At 39.3% G+C, this 19,315-nt stretch carries 10 protein-coding genes; 9 read left to right on the top strand and 1 reads right to left on the bottom strand.

Features of this window, described 5'->3' with window-relative positions:
- Positions 1–83: 83 nt before the first annotated feature.
- Complete coding sequence (locus K322_RS0104670; RefSeq protein WP_026625837.1) at positions 84–3,080, bottom strand: sugar-binding domain-containing protein; 2,997 nt, start codon at positions 3,078–3,080, stop codon at positions 84–86.
- A 402-nt stretch (positions 3,081–3,482) separates the two neighbouring features.
- Between K322_RS0104670 and K322_RS0104675 the strand changes: the two genes are divergently transcribed.
- The 9 genes from K322_RS0104675 to K322_RS0104715 all read left to right on the top strand — a co-directional run bounded on the left by K322_RS0104675 (position 3,483) and on the right by K322_RS0104715 (position 19,311).
- Positions 3,483–4,028: an RNA polymerase sigma-70 factor gene (locus K322_RS0104675; RefSeq protein WP_026625838.1), complete on the top strand. Its 546-nt coding sequence runs from the start codon at positions 3,483–3,485 to the stop codon at positions 4,026–4,028.
- Positions 4,029–4,123: 95 nt separating this feature from the next.
- The gene (locus tag K322_RS0104680) at positions 4,124–5,122 is read left to right on the top strand and encodes a FecR family protein (protein ID WP_026625839.1); all 999 of its coding nucleotides are present in this window, start codon (positions 4,124–4,126) and stop codon (positions 5,120–5,122) included.
- Positions 5,123–5,370: 248 nt separating this feature from the next.
- Complete coding sequence (locus tag K322_RS0104685) at positions 5,371–8,685, top strand: SusC/RagA family TonB-linked outer membrane protein (protein WP_026625840.1); 3,315 nt, start codon at positions 5,371–5,373, stop codon at positions 8,683–8,685.
- Between the two features lie 17 nt (positions 8,686–8,702).
- Complete coding sequence (locus tag K322_RS0104690) at positions 8,703–10,265, top strand: RagB/SusD family nutrient uptake outer membrane protein (protein ID WP_026625841.1); 1,563 nt, start codon at positions 8,703–8,705, stop codon at positions 10,263–10,265.
- Positions 10,266–10,323: 58 nt separating this feature from the next.
- Positions 10,324–11,364 carry a glycoside hydrolase family 18 gene (locus K322_RS0104695; protein WP_026625842.1) on the top strand — a complete coding sequence of 347 codons (1,041 nt, stop codon included), beginning with the start codon at positions 10,324–10,326 and terminating at the stop codon, positions 11,362–11,364.
- A 113-nt stretch (positions 11,365–11,477) separates the two neighbouring features.
- Entirely contained in the window at positions 11,478–12,629 is a 1,152-nt protein-coding gene (locus K322_RS0104700) for a DUF1735 and LamG domain-containing protein (protein ID WP_026625843.1), read from the top strand.
- Positions 12,630–12,687: 58 nt separating this feature from the next.
- A complete protein-coding gene (locus tag K322_RS0104705; RefSeq protein ID WP_026625844.1) occupies positions 12,688–14,130 on the top strand; it encodes a BT_3987 domain-containing protein in 1,443 nt (480 codons plus the stop codon).
- Positions 14,131–14,238: 108 nt separating this feature from the next.
- Positions 14,239–16,509: a GH92 family glycosyl hydrolase gene (locus K322_RS18580; protein ID WP_035331336.1), complete on the top strand. Its 2,271-nt coding sequence runs from the start codon at positions 14,239–14,241 to the stop codon at positions 16,507–16,509.
- Positions 16,510–16,659: 150 nt separating this feature from the next.
- Complete coding sequence (locus K322_RS0104715; protein ID WP_026625845.1) at positions 16,660–19,311, top strand: glycoside hydrolase family 2 protein; 2,652 nt, start codon at positions 16,660–16,662, stop codon at positions 19,309–19,311.
- Positions 19,312–19,315: the final 4 nt, after the last annotated feature.

Raw genomic sequence — 19,315 nt, forward strand, 5'->3', positions numbered from 1 at the left:
ACAAGATTCTGCTATTGCAAAGATAAACATTGCAGATAGCAGAATTTATTATTTATATTCTTATTAAGTAATTAATACAGATCTTATTTTACGTTCTCATATACATCGATCTCTACAATTCGAAGCTGTCCTTTAGCATCGGCGGCATTCGGATCTTTGTACAAATCGAGTTCTATCTTTCCGGTAATTTCAACAATACCTCCAAACGCATCATTGTCGGTACTTTGCCCTATCAATTGGATTTTAATAAAACGTCCTCTTGTCGGAGTTACAGGAATCGAAATATACCCCAGACTTTTGGGTGTTTCACCGTTAAAGACTTCTTTGCCATCGATAAATATCTGGATCGGATAACTTCGCATACGCCAGCCGGTCAGTTTCAATTCTATTTCTGAGATATCAGCGTCACGCTCCAATTCGTAAGTAATCCATCCGCTATTCAGTTTGCCATCGTTACTCCACTCGGATAATTCATTGTCATCAAAACTGTTCCGCACTTTATCCTGATTGGTATCTGTTATAGCATCTATTATATCAACTGTCTTACGGGAAACCTGAAACGATTCTCCTCCTAAAACCTCTCCTCTCGATAAATTACTTGGCTGATGCTCTCCGCTTATATAATCCGAAAGACCGTCTTTCTGAATGAAAGGCACTGATTTAAATGTAAGGACATCCCCTTTCAATCCATTTGCTGACGCCTTTAACTGAATATTTCCGCTTTTGGTTGTCGAACGGATCAATACTCTGTTCACTCCACATTCCACGGGCAGTTCTTTCGACAGGATATAGTTATCAGGGCCTTGAGCAATACCTCCTCTCCATTCGGCTGCTCCGGATAGGTCGAAACTGATCTTATCGTTTGCCAACGGGCAGCGGCGTCCTTCTTTATCCACGACCTCTACTTCTACCATAACCAAGTCGGCTCCATCCGCTTTAAATCCGTCGGGAGCTTGTATCAACTTTAATTTTATAGATTCCGGCTGTCCGGCTGTTTGTATGCTGGCTCTGCTTAATGCTCGTTTGTTTGCATCGTAGCTTATGGCCTCTATTTTTCCGGCCTCCCATTGAATATCTTTAAATGTGAAGAAAAAATGATCACTCCGCTCTCCAAACCCTTTCGATTTTCCATTAACGAACAATTCAACCTGCTCTCCGCCAGATACCACATATACATCTTTCTTTACCTCCGGTGTATAATTCCAATGACCGACAATATGAGTCCGGTAGTTTTCTATATCAACCCATCCGTCCCACATTACCTGATGAGCAAAGAATCCGTCTTTTGGTATGCGCATTGCATCCGTAACTCCACTCCGGCGATAATTTTCGGCTCCTCTGTAATGCGTATTCGAATCGGAAAAGATAATCTTTGCACCACCCGAACTTACCCTTTTACCTGTACCGGGACGTATACGGAAATAATCCCACCAACGGGTAACCAATTCTTTTGTAAACGAATCCTGATTGCGGTTATAAGCACTTGCATCCGCCAATTTCTTAACAGCATTGGTTACTGTAGATTTATATTCAGTAGAACCGTCCCCATCTTTGTGAAATGGGAATGAATAATTGTCCCAATATTTACGTAGAGCCTCATCACGACAATATTCGGTCGCCCACATCGGTATGTGTCCGCTCTTGTTGATATAAAGCATCTCACCCCCATATTCGGCGATTTTACTATCCAGCATTTCACGTGAACCGATAGCCCGTCCTCCGTATGGATCGTATTTATCCCGAACGGCTTTCATTTCGGCCATATGTTCTTCGCTGATAGACTCATTACCCGACTCATAAAACAAGACACTCGGGTTATTGCGGTTGTAAATAATAGCATCTCTCATCAGTTCGACACGCTGTTCCCAACGACGCCCCTCTACATCCTTTTCGGCATCCCCGGCTGGCATAGCCTGAATAAGACCTACACGGTCACACGACTCTACATCTTGTTTCCATGGTGTTACGTGCATCCACCGAACCAAATTCCCGTTGCCTTCCACCACCATGTGATTGCTGTAATCGCTCAGCCACGCAGGTACAGACATCCCCACAGCCGGCCATTCGTTGCTGGTACGCTGGGCATAGCCTTTCATCTGCAAAACACGGTCATTTAACCAGACCATGCCTTCGGCAAAACGGGTTTTACGAAATCCTGTACGTGTTTTCACTTTATCGACAGGCTTATTGTCCACATACAGCGTAGTATATACATTGTATAAATATCCGTATCCCCAACTCCAAAAGTGAAGATTGCTCACCCGATCGGAAACAGACAGTATTTTTGTTTCTCCACCGGAAAAAGTTTCGTCCTTACCCGAAAAAGTCTTGATTATCTTTCCGTCCATATCTTCTATGACAGCCTCCAGACGAACTGTTTTAGGAGTATCGTACTCATTTCTGACCTCAGATTGTGCAAATATGGTCGCACTCTTTTCCCTTATATTTATCTCACGGGCATAAATATATGTCCCTGTTGTTTTCAGATTGCTGAACAAAGGCAATGTCTGATATACTTTATCGGTTACGTGCAGATATACGTTTTTGGGAATTCCCCCATAATTGGCATTAAAATTTTTATCATTCCACTGAAATCCGCTGCCTGTAGTACGTTCTTTGTATCTCCATGAATTATCGGCACGGACTGCTATCACATTCTCTTTACCGTATTCTATTAAATTGGTAATATCAAACCCGACTGCCATAACTCCGTTTTCGTGAAAGCCTATATGTTTTCCGTTCACATAAAAATCTGCGCCGAACCGTACACCCTCAAATTCGATAAAAACTTTTTTGCCTTTATCCGAATTAGGCAGTTTGAAATGTTTCCGATACCACGATATCGTATCGGTATGTTGATCAATCGCAATTTTAAAAGCCTCATCTTCATTAAAGGCATGGGGCAAGGTTACTTTTTTCCATGCTCCGTCATTCAATTTAACACTTTCTCCACTATTCACATCTCCGACATGGAGCAGCCATTGACTGTTGAAATTATACTTCTCCCTGCTTTTTCCCTGCGTGACAGTATAGGGTAAACACAGGAAAATAAATAAAAATAAATATCCTACATTTTTCATTTGTATAGTAATCTGATTTAAGTAATAAGTCAAGGTTATTAAATTTGCAATATTCTGAAAAGAATTTAAGATAAAAAATGTAATATTCCTGTAAAACATGTAATATTATACATTATCTCAACTTCTCACTTCAGAAGATCTCAGACAGCAAGAAAAGCAAGTGTATATATCTGAAATTTCGTTTCTACTTATCCCAGTCTAAATAATAAATAACCTTCTCATTTTATTGACCGCTTTTTCAGCTTTATAAATTATCTATATAGAAATTTCATTTGTCTACCAAACAATATGGTCTACCGACAGTTATTAATAGAGTAGCTGACAAATATTACTTTTTCCATTTTTAATAATAGAAATATGATATTTAATATATTTGTAGAATTATACTAAAGCTTATTAGAGATGTCTTTTAGATCTAGTAAAGAAAAACATAAAGAATTCAATCGCTTTTTTCAGGTTTATTATCCGAAAGTCAGAGCTTTTGCCGAAAGTATTTTAAAGTCGGAAGAAGAGGCCAAAGATGTTGCTCAGGAAATTTTCCTTAAACTATGGGACAAGACCGATATCTGGATGGGACGGATTGAAAGCTGTTCGCCCTATGTGTATTCAATAACCAAAAATCATATTTTTGATTTAATAAGGCATAAAAAAATAGAACGTCGGTACCAAGAAAACATAAGCACTTCGCTTCTTTCCGAATTAGATATCACAGATCCCTACTCCGAGATTTATGCTAAAGAACTTCATTTATTAATCAGCCTAGCCTTAAAACAGATGCCCGAAAAAAGAAGGCTTGTTTTTGAAATGAGCAGATTTGAAGGAAAATCAAATAACGATATTGCTCAGAACTTAGACCTTTCAGTACGTACAGTAGAACGGCATATATACCTTGCTTTGGGTGAATTAAAAGGTGTAATTCAAGGAGCCGGAAAGAATAGTAAAACCTAGAGTACAGCAAAAAATAAGAATTTTGCATTTTTTTTCAGTTTCCATTGAGTAGCACAAATGAGTTAATCGTATTATAATTAAACAAGCCAACCAGAATGAAGTATTTTCAACATATAATAAACAAGTTTCGAAAAGAAAAACAATCTTCGGAATCAATCGGAGAGTTTCAGCAATGGCTGATAACTCCCGAAAACGAGGATGAAAAAGAAAAGGCTTTGTGGTCTTTGTGGGAGTCTCTGCCCGAAGCCGGTTTTTCTTCTGATGAAACTAAAGAAGCACTTCATTCTGTAGAGAAAAGGTTAGGCTTACATCAAGAGTCCTCTAAGCGATCTTTGTCTATGCATATTTGGCAGGCAGCCGCAGCTGTATTTTTCATCATAGCTGTAACATCTGTATTTCTCTTACTTTCGGAGCACAAAGATTCTCAGGATTTAGTAGAGAGTTATGTTCCTAATTCGGAATTGCAAACTATCACCCTGCCTGATGGATCAACCGTTGAATTAAACTCAGAGACAGTTCTTCTGTATCCTCATGAATTTACAGGAAATACCAGAAGTGTATTCTTAATCGGAGAAGCCAATTTTAAAGTAAAGAAAAATAAGAAGAAGCCTTTTATCGTTAAAACATCCAATTTTCAGGTAACGGCATTGGGAACTGAGTTTAATGTGGAGTCGTATGCTTCCGATATGCAGACTTCGGTTACATTATTATCAGGAAGTGTTTTAGTTGAAAACGACAATCACAAGGCTGATAACGGATACATATTAGAACCCGGAAATCAATTTATCTATGATAAGGAAAACAACAGTATCAGTTTGCAAAAAGAAGTTGATATTGAAAATATCACAGCATGGCAGAGAAGCGAAATTGTAATACGGGATCTGACATTATCGCAAATCTTAAATCTTTTGGAACGTAAATATCCTATAACCTTTAAATATCAAGAAGAAAACCTCTTTAACAAAGACACTTATAATTTCTCATTCAGAAAGAATGCATCTTTGGATGAAGTTATGACTGTCATAGAAAAAGTCGTCGGAAATATTAATTATAAACTAGAGAATAAATATTGTTATCTGGAGTTGAAAAGATAAAAGTGCACTAACTATAAACTCTGGGTAATTAACACCTTAACTCGAAAGAAAACTTAATACAGTTATTATTATGAAAAAAAGTACTCTTAACCATTTCCGGTTAAGGATATGAAACCCTTGTCTTTTTTCATTCGGAAACACGACAGCATAAATAAGTTATATCGAACTCAACTTTAAAGGCGTGCTGTTATAAGAAAACCTATTCTAAGCCATTTTTTAAGAAGAAACACATAAATTAAATCAAATCTATGAAGTATAATCATTCAAGAGCAAAAACATTGCTTGTTTTTATCTGTCTGTTTTTTATACAGGTAGGACTTTTTGCACAAAGCAATGCAAAAATCACAATACAACATAGTCGACTATCCATTGCGCAAGCATTGCATGAAGTAGAAAAACAAGCTAACATGTCGATAGCCTATAACTCATCTAAATTAGAGTCGGGCAGAAACATAAATCTCGACCTGAAAAACGCCACATTGGATCAGGCTCTGAACCAAATACTCTCCGAAACAGGATTCACTTACCAGATAGACGGAAATTACATTATGCTGGTTGCCGAGAAAAAATCATCACCGAAAAAAAATATCACAGGAACTGTAATAGACGAAAACAACGACCCTTTGATCGGGGTCAGTGTAACTGTTGCAGGCTTAAAAGGCGGTGTTATAACCGACATTGATGGCAAGTTCTTAATTCAGGCTTCGGAAGGCGAAACTTTAGTTTTATCCTATTTGGGCTATACCACACAAAAGGTACAAGTGAAGAAAGAGAATCAATATTCTTTACAGATGCGTCCCGATGAACAGATGATCAAAGAAGTAGTAGTTACAGCTTTAGGTATAAAAAGAGAACAAAAAGCCTTAAGCTATAATGTACAACAGCTAAATCAGGATCAACTGGTAAATAATAAAGACGCGAACTTTATTAACTCTCTATCCGGAAAAGTAGCAGGAGTTAACATAAATACAAGCTCATCGGGAGTCGGTGGAGCCAGTAAGGTAGTCATGAGGGGTAATAAAAGTATTGCACAATCAAGTAATGCCCTCTATGTAATAGACGGTGTTCCTATTTTTAACTTCTCCGGAGGAGGTGGAACTGAATTCCAGTCCACAGGATCGTCCGAATCGATAGCCGATTTAAACCCCGAAGATATAGAATCCCTTTCGGTATTGACCGGAGCGGCTGCCGCTGCTTTATATGGCAGCAGCGGAGCAAACGGAGCCATAGTTATAACCACTAAAAAAGGAAAAGAAGGAAAAGTAAGTCTTACTGTTTCTCAGAATACCGAATTTCTGAGACCATTGGTTATGCCTAAATTCCAGAACAAATACGGAACAGGAGATCTCCAATCTTCGGCGCCCGTTCTTGACAAAAGTTGGGGAGCTTTGACCGATAACAGATATTCACCTCAGGACGATTATCTGAATACAGGAGTAGTAGCTACGGAATCATTTACATTGAGCACAGGTACAAAAACCAATCAGACTTATCTCTCCGGAAGTGCAGTAAACTCAAAAGGTATGATTCCCAATAATAAATACGAACGGTACAACTTCACATTCCGTAATACAGCATATTTTCTGAATGATAAAATGACACTCGATGTAGGTATGAGCTACATTAAACAGAAAGATCGGAATATGATCAATCAGGGAATTTATTCCAATCCTCTTGTTACCGCTTATTTATTTCCTCGCGGAGACGACTGGAATGATATCAAGATGTACGAAAGATGGAATTCGTCACGAAATATAAGCACTCAATACTGGCCTCAGGGAATCAACGAATATACAGGACAGAATCCTTATTGGATCAATTACAGAAATCTGAGAGAGAATACCAAAGACCGTTATATGATGAATGCCAGCCTCAGCTACAAAGTATTGGATTGGCTGAGCCTCTCGGGACGTATCAGAGTTGATAATTCGAATAACGACTTTACCGAAAAGCTCTATGCATCTTCCAACCTAACTCTTACCGAAGGATCAGCCAATGGTTTTTACGGAATTACCGGTACTAAAGAAAAACAAACCTACGGTGATGCCATCGCCAATATAGATAAGTCATTCGATAACGGAATTTCGTTACATGCCAATATCGGGACATCTTTTTCGGTAATCAAACAAGACATTCTAAGGGTTAGAGGACCTATAAGTGAATCTCTTATACCAAACGTATTTAACGTTTATCAATTGGATAATGCCAAGACAAAGAGGGAACAGCCAAGCTGGGAAGAACAAACCCAATCTGTTTTTGCAAGTGCCGAAATCGGATACAAGAGTGCTTATTACCTGACTCTTACCGGTCGTAACGACTGGCCATCGCAACTTGCAGGGCCTTATTCTTCCAAGAGCTCTTTCTTTTATCCTTCTGTAGGAACATCTATTGTTCTTTCTGAAATATTCGAACTGCCCAAACAACTCGAATATGCCAAAGTAAGAGCATCATTTGCATCTGTCGGAATGCCATTTCCACGCTTTCTGTCTAATCCTACTTACGAATGGGACAGCAGCACTAATTCATGGGCAGGAGCATTGAGCAACTATCCGATGTCTAATCTGAAACCGGAGAAAACAGATTCATGGGAAGTTGGTCTAAGTACTCGGTTCCTTCATGGATTCAGTCTCGACCTGAGTTTATACTCCACAAAAACATACAATCAAACCTTTGATGCCCAAATGTCTGTTTCATCTGCATACAAAAGGCTATATGTACAATCCGGAAAAGTACAGAACAAAGGTATCGAGCTATCTCTGGGCTATCAGAACACATGGAATGATATCAAGTGGTCTTCGACCTATACATTCAGTGCGAATAAAAACAAAATACTTGAAATCGTAAAAAATTATGTGCATCCGGAAACAGGAGCAACGATGAATATCGACCGTTTGGAAGTCGGACGTCTCGGATTGACCCGCTTTATTCTAAAAACAGGAGGAAGTCTGGGCGACTTATATTCAAGTGCCGAGTTAATGCGTGACCAAGACGGATATATCTATGTTACATCAGATGGTAATGTAGTTAAACAAAACGCAAAAGAAGACATCAAGCTGGGCAGCGTATTCCCTAAAGCGAACATGGCATGGAGAAATGACTTCTCTTGGAAAAATCTGAATTTCAGCTTCCTTATTTCCGCACGTTTGGGAGGTATTGTGTATTCTGCCACTCAGGCTACACTTGATCGTTACGGTGTTTCCGAAGCAAGTGCCAATGCCCGTGACAACGGTGGAGTATTGATCAACGGAGGAGACGTTATTTCTGCACAAAACTGGTACACAGCAATAGGCGGAGAATTGGGAATCCCTCAGTATTACACATACAGCGCAACCAATGTCCGCCTGCAGGAAGCCCGCATCGCTTACACATTTCCACGCAATAAAGTGTGGAATGTTGCAGACGTAACAGTATCTCTGGTCGGACGTAATCTGTGGATGATATATAATAAAGCACCTTTCGATCCCGAAGCGGTAGCTTCTACCGGAAACTATTATCAGGGAATCGACTACTTTATGATGCCCAGCACCCGTAATTTAGGCTTTAACGTTCTCCTTAAATTCTAATCTTAACCTTATTTGTCATGAATAAATTATTTAGCAAAATACTGTTACTGACAGCTCTGTCCTGCTTCATTGGCTGTACAGATAATTATGAAAACGTAAACCGGAATCCCGGAGGAGTAACGGATGATGAAAAACAAAGAGACGACTATGCTTTACAAGCATCTATGCTCGAAATGCAGAATTATACAATTCCTGTGGATGCCAATATGTTTCAGTTTATAGACTGTCTTTTTGCAGGATCATATGGCGGATATATAGGAGACTCTAACCCCGGATTTAATTCCGGTAAATTTTCGAGTTACAATGCTCCCGAAAACTGGATGAAAGTCCCATTTGAAGATGTGATCCCCAAAATATTTCCAAATCACAGCCGAATCAAAAAAATGACCACAAAACCTGTACCGCTGGCTGTAGCTGACATTATCAAAGTTGTTGCTATGTCTCGTATTGTGGATACTTATGGACCAATGCCCTATTCGAAGATCGGAGCTGAAGGACAGCTGAATGCCCCTTACGATTCTCAACAGGCTATTTATAACAAAATGTTCAACGAATTGGACAGTGCCATACTGATTCTGAAAGAATACCGGACAGAAAATTTCAGTGCTAAAGCCGATAAAGTATATGGAGGAGACGCAATCGCATGGGTCAAACTGGCTAATTCGATAAAATTACGTCTGGCTATTCGTATTGCATATGCTGATGCCTCAACCGCACAGAAAAAGGCGGAAGAAGTTGCAGCCGATGAAATCGGAACCATGACTGGTAACAGTGATAATGCTTTTCTTGACCTTGATCAGAATCAAAATCCTTTTTATACAATTATGTATGAATACAATGGAGGAGATTCCCGTATATCTGCAGATATAACATCCTATATGAATGGGTTTAATGACCCTCGCAGAGAAAAATATTTCACAGTATCTACATTCGGAGGAAAAATCGAAGATGGATTTATCGGTATACGTTCAGGAATACAAATTCCGCCGGCAGAAACCGCACACGCTTATTCGAATATGATCGTTACTCCTAAGAGTAAACTCATGTGGATGAATGCAGCGGAAGTGTCGTTCCTGAAAGCAGAAGGAGCTTTACGAGGATGGAATATGGGAGGTACAGCCCAAAGCTTTTATGAAGAAGGCATCAGATTATCTTTTTCACAATGGGGAGCTTCCGGTGCGGATAGTTACATGACAAACGAGACAAATAAGCCTTTAGCTTATGTAGATCCTGCAGGTATAAATTCATTTAAAGGAACAACCAGTACTATTACCATTAAGTGGAATGCAGGTGCATCTTTCGAAACTAATCTCGAACGTATTATCACTCAAAAATGGATAGCCAATTTCCCTCTCGGACTTGAAGCGTGGAGTGAATTCCGCAGAACAGGTTATCCTAAACTAATGCCTGCTCCCTCTAACAAGAGCGGCGGTATAGTATCCGACAATAAAATGGCTCGCCGCCTACCCTATCCTCAGAGCGAATATACTGATAACACTACTAACCTGAATGCAGGACTGAAATTTCTGAACGGTGCTGACAATATGGCAACAAATGTATGGTGGGACGCCAAGAAATAAAGTCATCACAGATTAATGACTTTCAACGAATAACCAGTTTACATAAACAGATGTAATTATGAAAAGCAGATTAAATAAAAATACAATTATAGCTCTCCTCTGCCTTATGTCGGGATTAGGGTTTACGGCATGCAGCGATTGGACAGAAAACGAGAGCCTAGATGTAAATGTTCCGAACATAGAAAATATTGATCCTGATGTATATGCAAAATATTTGGAAAGCCTTCGAAATTATAAGCTTACAGATCATAAGTTAGTCTATGCTTGGTACGATAACAGCACAAAAGACGCTGTAAACCGCTCTCATCACTTGACAGCACTGCCCGACAGCATAGATGTAATAGCCTTGATGTATCCTGATAATCTGACTGACAGAGAACTACAGGAGATGCAATCGGTAAGGGAAAATAAAGGGATGAAGTTTATCTTCTCGATAGGATATGAAGCTATTAAGCTCGAATATGACAATGCTTTAGAAGAAGGAGCAGAGGTTAATGAAGACGAGTTCGTCACCTTTCTGACAGGCAAAGTCAACGATTATTTAGCTTTAGCAGATAAATACAGCTATGATGGTATCTCTATAAAATACAATGGGAAATCTACACTCCATATGACAGAGAAGGAACTGGCGACTTATACTAAATTTCAGAATGCATACATGTCACCCATAAAAAGCTGGTATGATGCTCATAATTCGAAATCAATTATTTTTGAAGGAAAACCACAAAATCTTCTGGATAAAGCAATATTGAAATCATGCAAGAGTATTATTATCAATGCAATAGATGAAGTATCAACACAAGCTATGGATTTCAGTCTCGAAATGGCAGCCGTAGACGAAGTTCCGTCTGATCGTTTTATTGTACAGATATCAACAGCATCTCTCGATCCTTCGGATAATAAAACCGGATACTTTAACTACGAAAAAGGTATCAGGGCTATCCCTCAGACTGCTATATGGCTGGCACAACCATCTGCCAGATACAAGAAATCGGGGATCGCAATATACAATGTTCAGAACGATTTCTTCAATCCTACTCTGACATATCCATATACGAGAGGAGCCATAAATACTCTTAACCCTTCACCTAATAACTAAGGTGTTACTTAAGTCAAAAAAAGTATTTAATGATACACTTTCAGTTTATAACACACTCTGGTTTTTTTATTTACCAAAGTAACAAATAGGTCTGAGACCTTAATTCAAACATTATGAAAATATATAAATTATATATAACATCCATTATCGCCCTGTCAGCCTTATTTGCAGCATGCAATGACAGCGATTCGTTCGATAATAAAACTTTTATCAACTCATCGTCACTAAAAGAAGAAGTCTTGATAAAAAGGGGGATAGATGTAGTGGAAAAAACATTACAGGCTTCCGTAGCTCAACCCGAAGCTTCCGATATTAAGATTGTATATAAAGCAGATGCTTCGAAGGTCGACAAGTATAACTCATTGTATAAAGACCATGCTATGCTGCTGCCTTCGGATAATTATACAATAACAGAACCTGAGGCTGTTATAAAAGCAGGGAGCGTGCTGTCTTCGGAAGTAAAAATAGTATTCAAAAACCTGAGTACTCTGAATGAAGACAGTGTATATGTATTGCCTGTTTCGATAGACAATGTATCCGTAGTAGGTATTCTGGAAAGTAAACAAACAACCTATTATGTAGTAAAAGGTGCTGCGCTGATCAATACTGTAGCAGACATCGAGAAAAACAATTTATCGATAAACTGGGCTAAGCCGGACGTCTGCAATAATTTGTCACAGGTGACAATGGAAGCCCTGTTCAGAGCAAGGGATTATGACCGTCTGATCAGTACAGTTATGGGAATCGAAGGACGCTTTCTTATCCGTCTCGGCGATGCTAATTTTCCGCCGAGCCAAGTACAAATAGCAACAAGCCGCGGCAACTATCCGGATGCAGACAGCAATAAAGCGTTACCCACTAATGAATGGATACACATGGCTATGACCTATGATTCGGGAACTAATACGATGAAAATATACATCAATGGAAAAGTACAATCAAGTGTAACAACCCAAAGTATCGGAACCATAAACTTAGGAGTCGGAGGTGCTGACGGGTTTTATATCGGGCGCTCTTATGCCGATGATCGTTATCTGGCAGGAGAAATAGCCGAATGCCGTATATGGAATACTGTCCGCACACAAGAAGAAATTGCAAACAATCCGTACTATATAGATCCAGAATCTCCCGGATTGGTGGCTTACTGGAAATTCGATGACGGCGACGGTAATATCGTAAAGGATCACACTTCGAATGGCAACAACGCTGTAGCCAAGAATGCTCTGAAATGGAACTCGGTAAGCTTACCCGAAAAGTCTAAATAAAGGGTTGAACTCTTAAATATATTCATTTACGTAAGTATAAATAATAATATAGAAGACTATGATTAACAATATAAAAAAGAGACTGTCGTCTTTAGCTGTATTTTCGATACTGGCAGGAGCATTGTTTGTTTCTTGTTCGGATGATATAAACCTCAGCAATATAGACGACAATAATTACGATAAGGCAAAAGACTCCTATGTATCCTTAAAGAATTATAACGATGCACGAGACATGCAGACAGTCGAATTAAGAAGCGGTAGTACAGAAATTAAGGTATATCTGAAATTATCCAAGACTCAAGAAAATACATTCTCGGGTAAGCTCAAATTTGACGAATCTGTTCTCAATGAATACAATAATGCGAACGGTACGGATTTTAAAATTTTCCCATTAAGTTCGGCTTCTATCGAGAATGGCGAAACTGTAACGATAGAAAAAGGGAAAACCGAATCTGAACCTGTAACCATTAAACTGAAGAAAGACAACAGCCTGGAAATCGGCAAAAGCTATATACTACCGGTAGCATTCGAATCGAATGATTCGGGTATCAAAACCTCTTCAGGAGAAGGGGCTTATCTGTTCGTTGTAAAGTATATGGGTAATACTCCCGATGCTGCTAAAGAATCGGGTATTGTTACTATCATGTACTTCGAGGTTAATAATACGAATATACTGAATGCAGGAGAATATATGCTGAAAAACAGCGGTAAACCATTTGTGGATATTGTCACCATATTCGCCGCCAACATCAATTACAACAAGGAAACCGGACGTGTATTTGTTTCTATGAACGAAAATGTTTCTCATCTGCTGTCCAACAGGGACAAATACATTAAACCTCTACAGGATAAAGGCATTCGTGTCAATTTATCAATACTCGGAAACCATGATGCAGCCGGAGTTGCTAATTTGTCTGAATCAACAGCTAAGGATTTTGCTAAAGAACTAAAAGCTATTGTTGATGCATACGGTCTTGACGGTATCGATTTCGATGACGAATATTCACAATACTCACAGTCTGTAGGAGTACCGGGATTTGTCACTCCATCGAGCAATGCTTATGCCCGATTATGTTATGAAACAAAAAAGATTATGCCCGACAAAACGGTCATAGTTTACCATTATGGGTATGTCGGGTTTAGCCAGACTGTAGAGGGTGTGAATCCGGGTGATTTTGTTGATTATACATTAGAGCCTTATTACGGGTCTTTTAATAACAATATAACCAGACGGTATCTGGGTATGACTAATAAGCAAGTATCGCCCTATTCCCGTAAAATTGTTGATGGCTTATACAAACTTCCCGACGGACAAGGTTATTATGTAGGTACATACGACATGCAAACCCTCAAACGGGTAAGAGACAGTGAATATGGAGTGAATATGCTTTATGACTTCAATCCAGCGCAGAGCTATGTTTCAGCGTTTAATGATTTCGCCTCTGTTTTATATGACGATGAAATTGTATTCTCCGGAAACACGTTCGAAAAAGACTGGTAATATTCTTTAGATAGATTTTAGCCATTACAATCATAATTAATGGAGTAGTGGCTAAAATCTTTATTATCTTGGATAAAGAATAGATATACACTACTTAATCTGTTTAAAATGAAATTATCAACATTCATCTATCTGGCATTCATTGTCCCTATTGTCTCAACCGGCTGCGGAACAAGAGAGACTGTTTCAAACAGTTCTGAAAATCTGACTCAATATATTGATCCCTATATAGGAACAGGAGATCACGGACATGTCTTTATGGGAGCAAACGTCCCCTTCGGATTAGTTCAGTTAGGACCCACAAACATTACCGAAGGATGGGACTGGACTTCAGGATATCATATCTCGGACTCAACCATATTCGGATTCACACATACACATCTGAACGGAACCGGAATAGGCGATTTATGTGATATTGCTTTGATGCCTGTAATCGGCAATGTAAAACTAGGGAAAGGAGAAATATCCGACCCTCAATCAGGAATGTACTCTCTGTTCAGCCACCGCAACGAAACAGCTAAAGCAGGATTCTACTCGGTACATCTCGACAGATATAATATCGACGTTGCTTTAACTGCCACCAAACGGGTCGGCTTCCACAAATACACATTCCCCGAAAGCAAAGATGCAAAAGTTATAATAGACCTCAAGAGTAAGATAAACTGGGATAAACCCGTTGATACTTATTTGATCCGTGAAAATGATTCGGTTGTATCGGGCTATCGGTTCTCTACAGGATGGGCAAAAGACCAACGCATCTTTTTTACGGCTGTATTTTCTAAACCGATGAAAGAGTTTTCGTTATCTCACGGAGACGATACAATAGAAAGCAATTCGCTCAAGGGAGAAGGAGTGTATGCCCAAATACTTTTCGATACAGCACCGAAAGAAGAAATCTATGTAAAAGTTGCCTTATCCCCGGTCAGTATAGAGAATGCCAAATTGAATATGAAGGACGAATTACCCGGATGGAATTTCGATCAGACGGTAAAAAAAGCAGATGAAGCATGGAATAACGAGCTCAAAAAAATAAAAATAACAACATCTGACGAGAAGATAAAACGCTGTTTTTATACAGCCATGTATCATACAATGATTGCTCCATCGGAATTTAACGACACGAACAAAGACTACTTGGGAACAGATAAAAAGATATACCGTAATGCCTCATTTATCAATTACACTACATTTTCGTTATGGGATACCTATAGAGCGGCACATCCGTTAATGACAATAATACATCCCGACAGAGTAAATGATATCATCAATACAATGCTTGCGATATATCGGCAACAAGGCAAATTGCCTGTATGGCATCTGATGGGATGCGAGACCGACTGCATGGTTGGCAATCCTGCAATCGCCGTAGTAGCAGATGCCATTCTGAAAGGATATAGCGGTTTTGACAAAGAACTCGCATACGAGGCCATGAAGAAATCGGCAATGCTTGATGAAAGAGGGTTGAAATACCTCAAAGAATACGGCTATATACCATATGACAAAGAAGAAGAAGGTTTATCCAAATGTATGGAGTACGCAATTGCCGACTGGTCTTTAGCTCAGGTTGCTCAAAAGATGGGAAAACAAGACGATTATAATTATTTTCTGAAAAGGAGTAAATCTTATTCCCATTATTTTGATAAAGAAACAGGCTTTATGAGAGGATTGTCTTCCGATGGAAAATTCAGAACACCTTTCAATCCTTTCGAATCCGTGCATCGCGATAATGATTATACCGAAGGCAACGCATGGCAATACACATGGCTGGTTCCGCACGACATACAAGGATTAGTAAATCTATTCGGCAGTACCGACAGATTTATATCCAAGCTCGATTCTCTATTCATTGTCGAAGGCTCCCTGGGTGAGCATGCGTCTCCTGATATAAGCGGACTTATAGGTCAATACGCACATGGCAATGAACCGAGCCATCAGGTATTGTACATGTATCCTTATGTAGGACAGCCATGGAAAACAGCAGAAAGAGTACGTCAGGTATTATCCGAGTTATACCACGATCAGCCTGCCGGACTATCGGGCAATGAAGATGTAGGACAGATGTCTGCATGGTATATCTTGTCTGCTCTGGGTTTCTATCAGGTAGAACCTGCAGGTGGAAAATATATATTCGGAAGTCCTCTTATCGATCAGGCGGTCATTAAAGTAAAAGACAACAAAGAATTCAAGATAATAGCTCACAACAACAGTTCTGAAAATAAGTACATCCAAAGTATCCGGCTGAATGGAAAAGAGTATATTAAATATTACATAGATTTCAAGGATATAGAATCGGGAGGTACCCTGGAATTTGAAATGGGAAATAAACCTTCAAAAACATGGGGCACAACAGAAGATGTCCTTAAAGCCGAAAACAAATAAGATTCAGAATTTTTATCTATACTGAAAACAATGTCTGGATCTTTCAATATGAAAATTAAGAGGAAAAGGTTACGGATGAAAAAGAGCAATTTCAGTGTGACCTTTGTAACCTTTTGAGGTTAAAAAATTAAATAACAGCAATTAACGACAATGAATAAAAGATATATATTAACAATACTAATTCTGTCTGTGATATTTGCTCTACAAGCGCAGAACCGTTACGAATTAGATTCGGGATGGAAATGCCTGCAAGCATCGCAAACTGAAGATAGCGGAGAAAAGATATCAGTAATATCATATCCTACAGACAAATGGAAAAAAGCAGTTGTTCCCGGCACAGTGCTAACAACCCAGCTTGAGAACAAGGAAATTCCCGACCCTTTTTACGGGATGAACAACGAGAAGATACCTGACATCTACGACACCGGACGAGAATATTATACTTACTGGTTTATCAAAAATTTCGAAGAAAAACAACCTAAGGGAGAAGAACAGGTCTGGCTTACATTCAGAGGTATAAATTACAGTTGTGAAATCTATCTGAATGGTCGAAAAGTAAATACAGAACTTTACGAAGGCATGTTTTTACGCAAAACTTTTAATATTACCAAATTGTTGGCTGCCGATGGAAAAAACAGGCTGGGTGTTATTGTATATCCTCCCGATCCTGTAGGTAAACCGAATGGCGGGCAAGGCGGAGATGGACGGATTGCGAAGAATGTATCACATCAGTACGTTGCAGGCTGGGATTGGATACAGCCTATCCGCGATCGTAATACCGGAATCTGGGATAAAGTATACATAGAAAAAACGGGACGAGTAAATCTGCTGAATCCACATATTATAACAGTAGTTCCGGAAAAGCGTATTCCATGTGAAGAACAGCAGCATGCAGTGCTAAAAGTGTCAACAGAACTTGAGAATACTTCGAACAAACAAATATCGGGTACATTACGCTATACATTGGGACAAGATATTATCTCACGAAATGTTACAATATCACCCAATGCGAGTGCCGAAATACAATTGCCCGATTTCACAATGGAAAATCCGAAATTGTGGTGGCCTTCGGGGTATGGAGAGCAATCGTTATACAATCTGAACATCGAATTTATAGAGGATGGCAAAACCACTGCATCCGATTCTGAAAAGCTAATATTCGGAGTACGGGAAATTTCCCGTAAATGGAATACTGTAACCCGTAGTCAGGAAATATACGTCAACGGTCAGCGGATTTTTATAAAAGGAGGAAACTGGATTATCTCGGATGCCATGCTCAGATTTACAGACGAACGCTATGATGCCGAAATCCGATACCACCGAGACATGAACCTCAATCTTATCCGTATTTGGGGTGGAGCATTAACCGAGCGCCCTGAATTTTATCAGGCCTGTGATAAATACGGTTTGTTAGTTATTCAGGATTTTTGGTTTTCAGGCGATTGCAACGGACGCTGGCTCGATCCGTTAAAGGCGGAAGACCAATGGACAAGACGAAAGTACCCTGATAATCATCCGTTGGTTTTAGAGTCTGCCAAAGATATGATAAAGATGATACGCAACCATCCCTCTTTAGCCATGTGGTGTGGCGGCAATGAAATTATGCCTCCGGAGGATATTTTGATACCGTTAAGAGACAGCATTCTCCCTCAACTGGATGGTACCCGCTGGTTTATAGACTATTCTAATTCTGACGAGTGGTCGTATAATTTCTTAGGAGGCAATGGTGACGGCCCATATACTATACAACCGATAGTGTCATTTTGGGAAAAGCAAACATGGCCATTTAATTCCGAGGTCGGCTCAGTCGGAGTCGGCGATTATGAATCATTGGGACGTTTTCTGCCTGAAGAGAATAGAATTGCTCCTCAATATAATCCGAATGCTAAGTTTAGAGAAGATGTTGATCCGGTATGGACATATCATACTTATTCCGGAGTAGGTTATGAGAATTTTATAGAACCTTACGGAAAACCTAAAGACATCAGAGACTTTGCGATGAAAGCTCAATTGGTCAACTACGATCAGTACCGGGCACTGATCGAGGGATTCAGTTCTCATATGTGGGAATGGTATACAGGAACTATTATCTGGAAAACTCAGAATCCATGGACTTCGATGCGTGGGCAGATGTACGATTATTATCTTGACCCAAATGCTTCACTATTCGGCTTACGTAAGGGAAGCGAGCCGTTGCACATAATGTGTAACCCTGTTACGGGACGAGTAATGATCGTTAACAATAACTTTAAGGCGTATAATGATTTGATGATCATAGCTAAAGCATATGATATAAACGGGAAAGAGACCTTACTGACTCAAGAGATTGCATACATCAATGCGTCTGATGCAAAAAAGACCATCATTTTAAAAGAGCCATTGGATAAGATCACTAAAGAAAAGGGAGGTTTTCTCTACCTTCAGTTGTTGGATAAGAATAAGCATACATTAAGTGAAAATTTCTACTGGTATCCGGATTCCCAAAAGAAATATACAGGACTAAACGAAATGAGGAAAGCTGATCTCGGTATTTCTACCAGATTCTTATCAGAATCAAAAATTGAAGTAAGTCTTTCTAATTCTATAAATAGCCCGGTTGCCTTTTTCAATAGGATTTCTCTAATAGACTCGAAAACAGGAAAACGTATACTTCCTGCTTTTTATAACGATAATTATGTATCTGTTATTCCGGGTGGAACTAAAACTATTATCATTGACTACAATCCGAGGAACAATGAGAAACCTCAAATAGAAGTAAGAGGATGGAATACTAATCTTAGCACAGTTAGCATAAGCAATTAAGTGA

The organism is Indolivaga capnocytophagoides DSM 22835, from assembly GCF_000426485.1.
Taxonomy (GTDB): Bacteria; Bacteroidota; Bacteroidia; order Bacteroidales; family Dysgonomonadaceae; genus Dysgonomonas_A; species Dysgonomonas_A capnocytophagoides.

Excerpts from the sequence above, each read along its gene's own strand:
- K322_RS0104670 (WP_026625837.1), bottom strand. The coding sequence starts at position 3,080 with ATGAAAAATGTAGGATATTTATTTTTATTTATTTTCCTGTGTTTACCC.
- K322_RS0104675 (WP_026625838.1), top strand. The coding sequence starts at position 3,483 with ATGTCTTTTAGATCTAGTAAAGAAAAACATAAAGAATTCAATCGCTTT.
- K322_RS0104680 (WP_026625839.1), top strand. The coding sequence starts at position 4,124 with ATGAAGTATTTTCAACATATAATAAACAAGTTTCGAAAAGAAAAACAA.
- K322_RS0104685 (WP_026625840.1), top strand. The coding sequence starts at position 5,371 with ATGAAGTATAATCATTCAAGAGCAAAAACATTGCTTGTTTTTATCTGT.
- K322_RS0104690 (WP_026625841.1), top strand. The coding sequence starts at position 8,703 with ATGAATAAATTATTTAGCAAAATACTGTTACTGACAGCTCTGTCCTGC.
- K322_RS0104695 (WP_026625842.1), top strand. The coding sequence starts at position 10,324 with ATGAAAAGCAGATTAAATAAAAATACAATTATAGCTCTCCTCTGCCTT.
- K322_RS0104700 (WP_026625843.1), top strand. The coding sequence starts at position 11,478 with ATGAAAATATATAAATTATATATAACATCCATTATCGCCCTGTCAGCC.
- K322_RS0104705 (WP_026625844.1), top strand. The coding sequence starts at position 12,688 with ATGATTAACAATATAAAAAAGAGACTGTCGTCTTTAGCTGTATTTTCG.
- K322_RS18580 (WP_035331336.1), top strand. The coding sequence starts at position 14,239 with ATGAAATTATCAACATTCATCTATCTGGCATTCATTGTCCCTATTGTC.
- K322_RS0104715 (WP_026625845.1), top strand. The coding sequence starts at position 16,660 with ATGAATAAAAGATATATATTAACAATACTAATTCTGTCTGTGATATTT.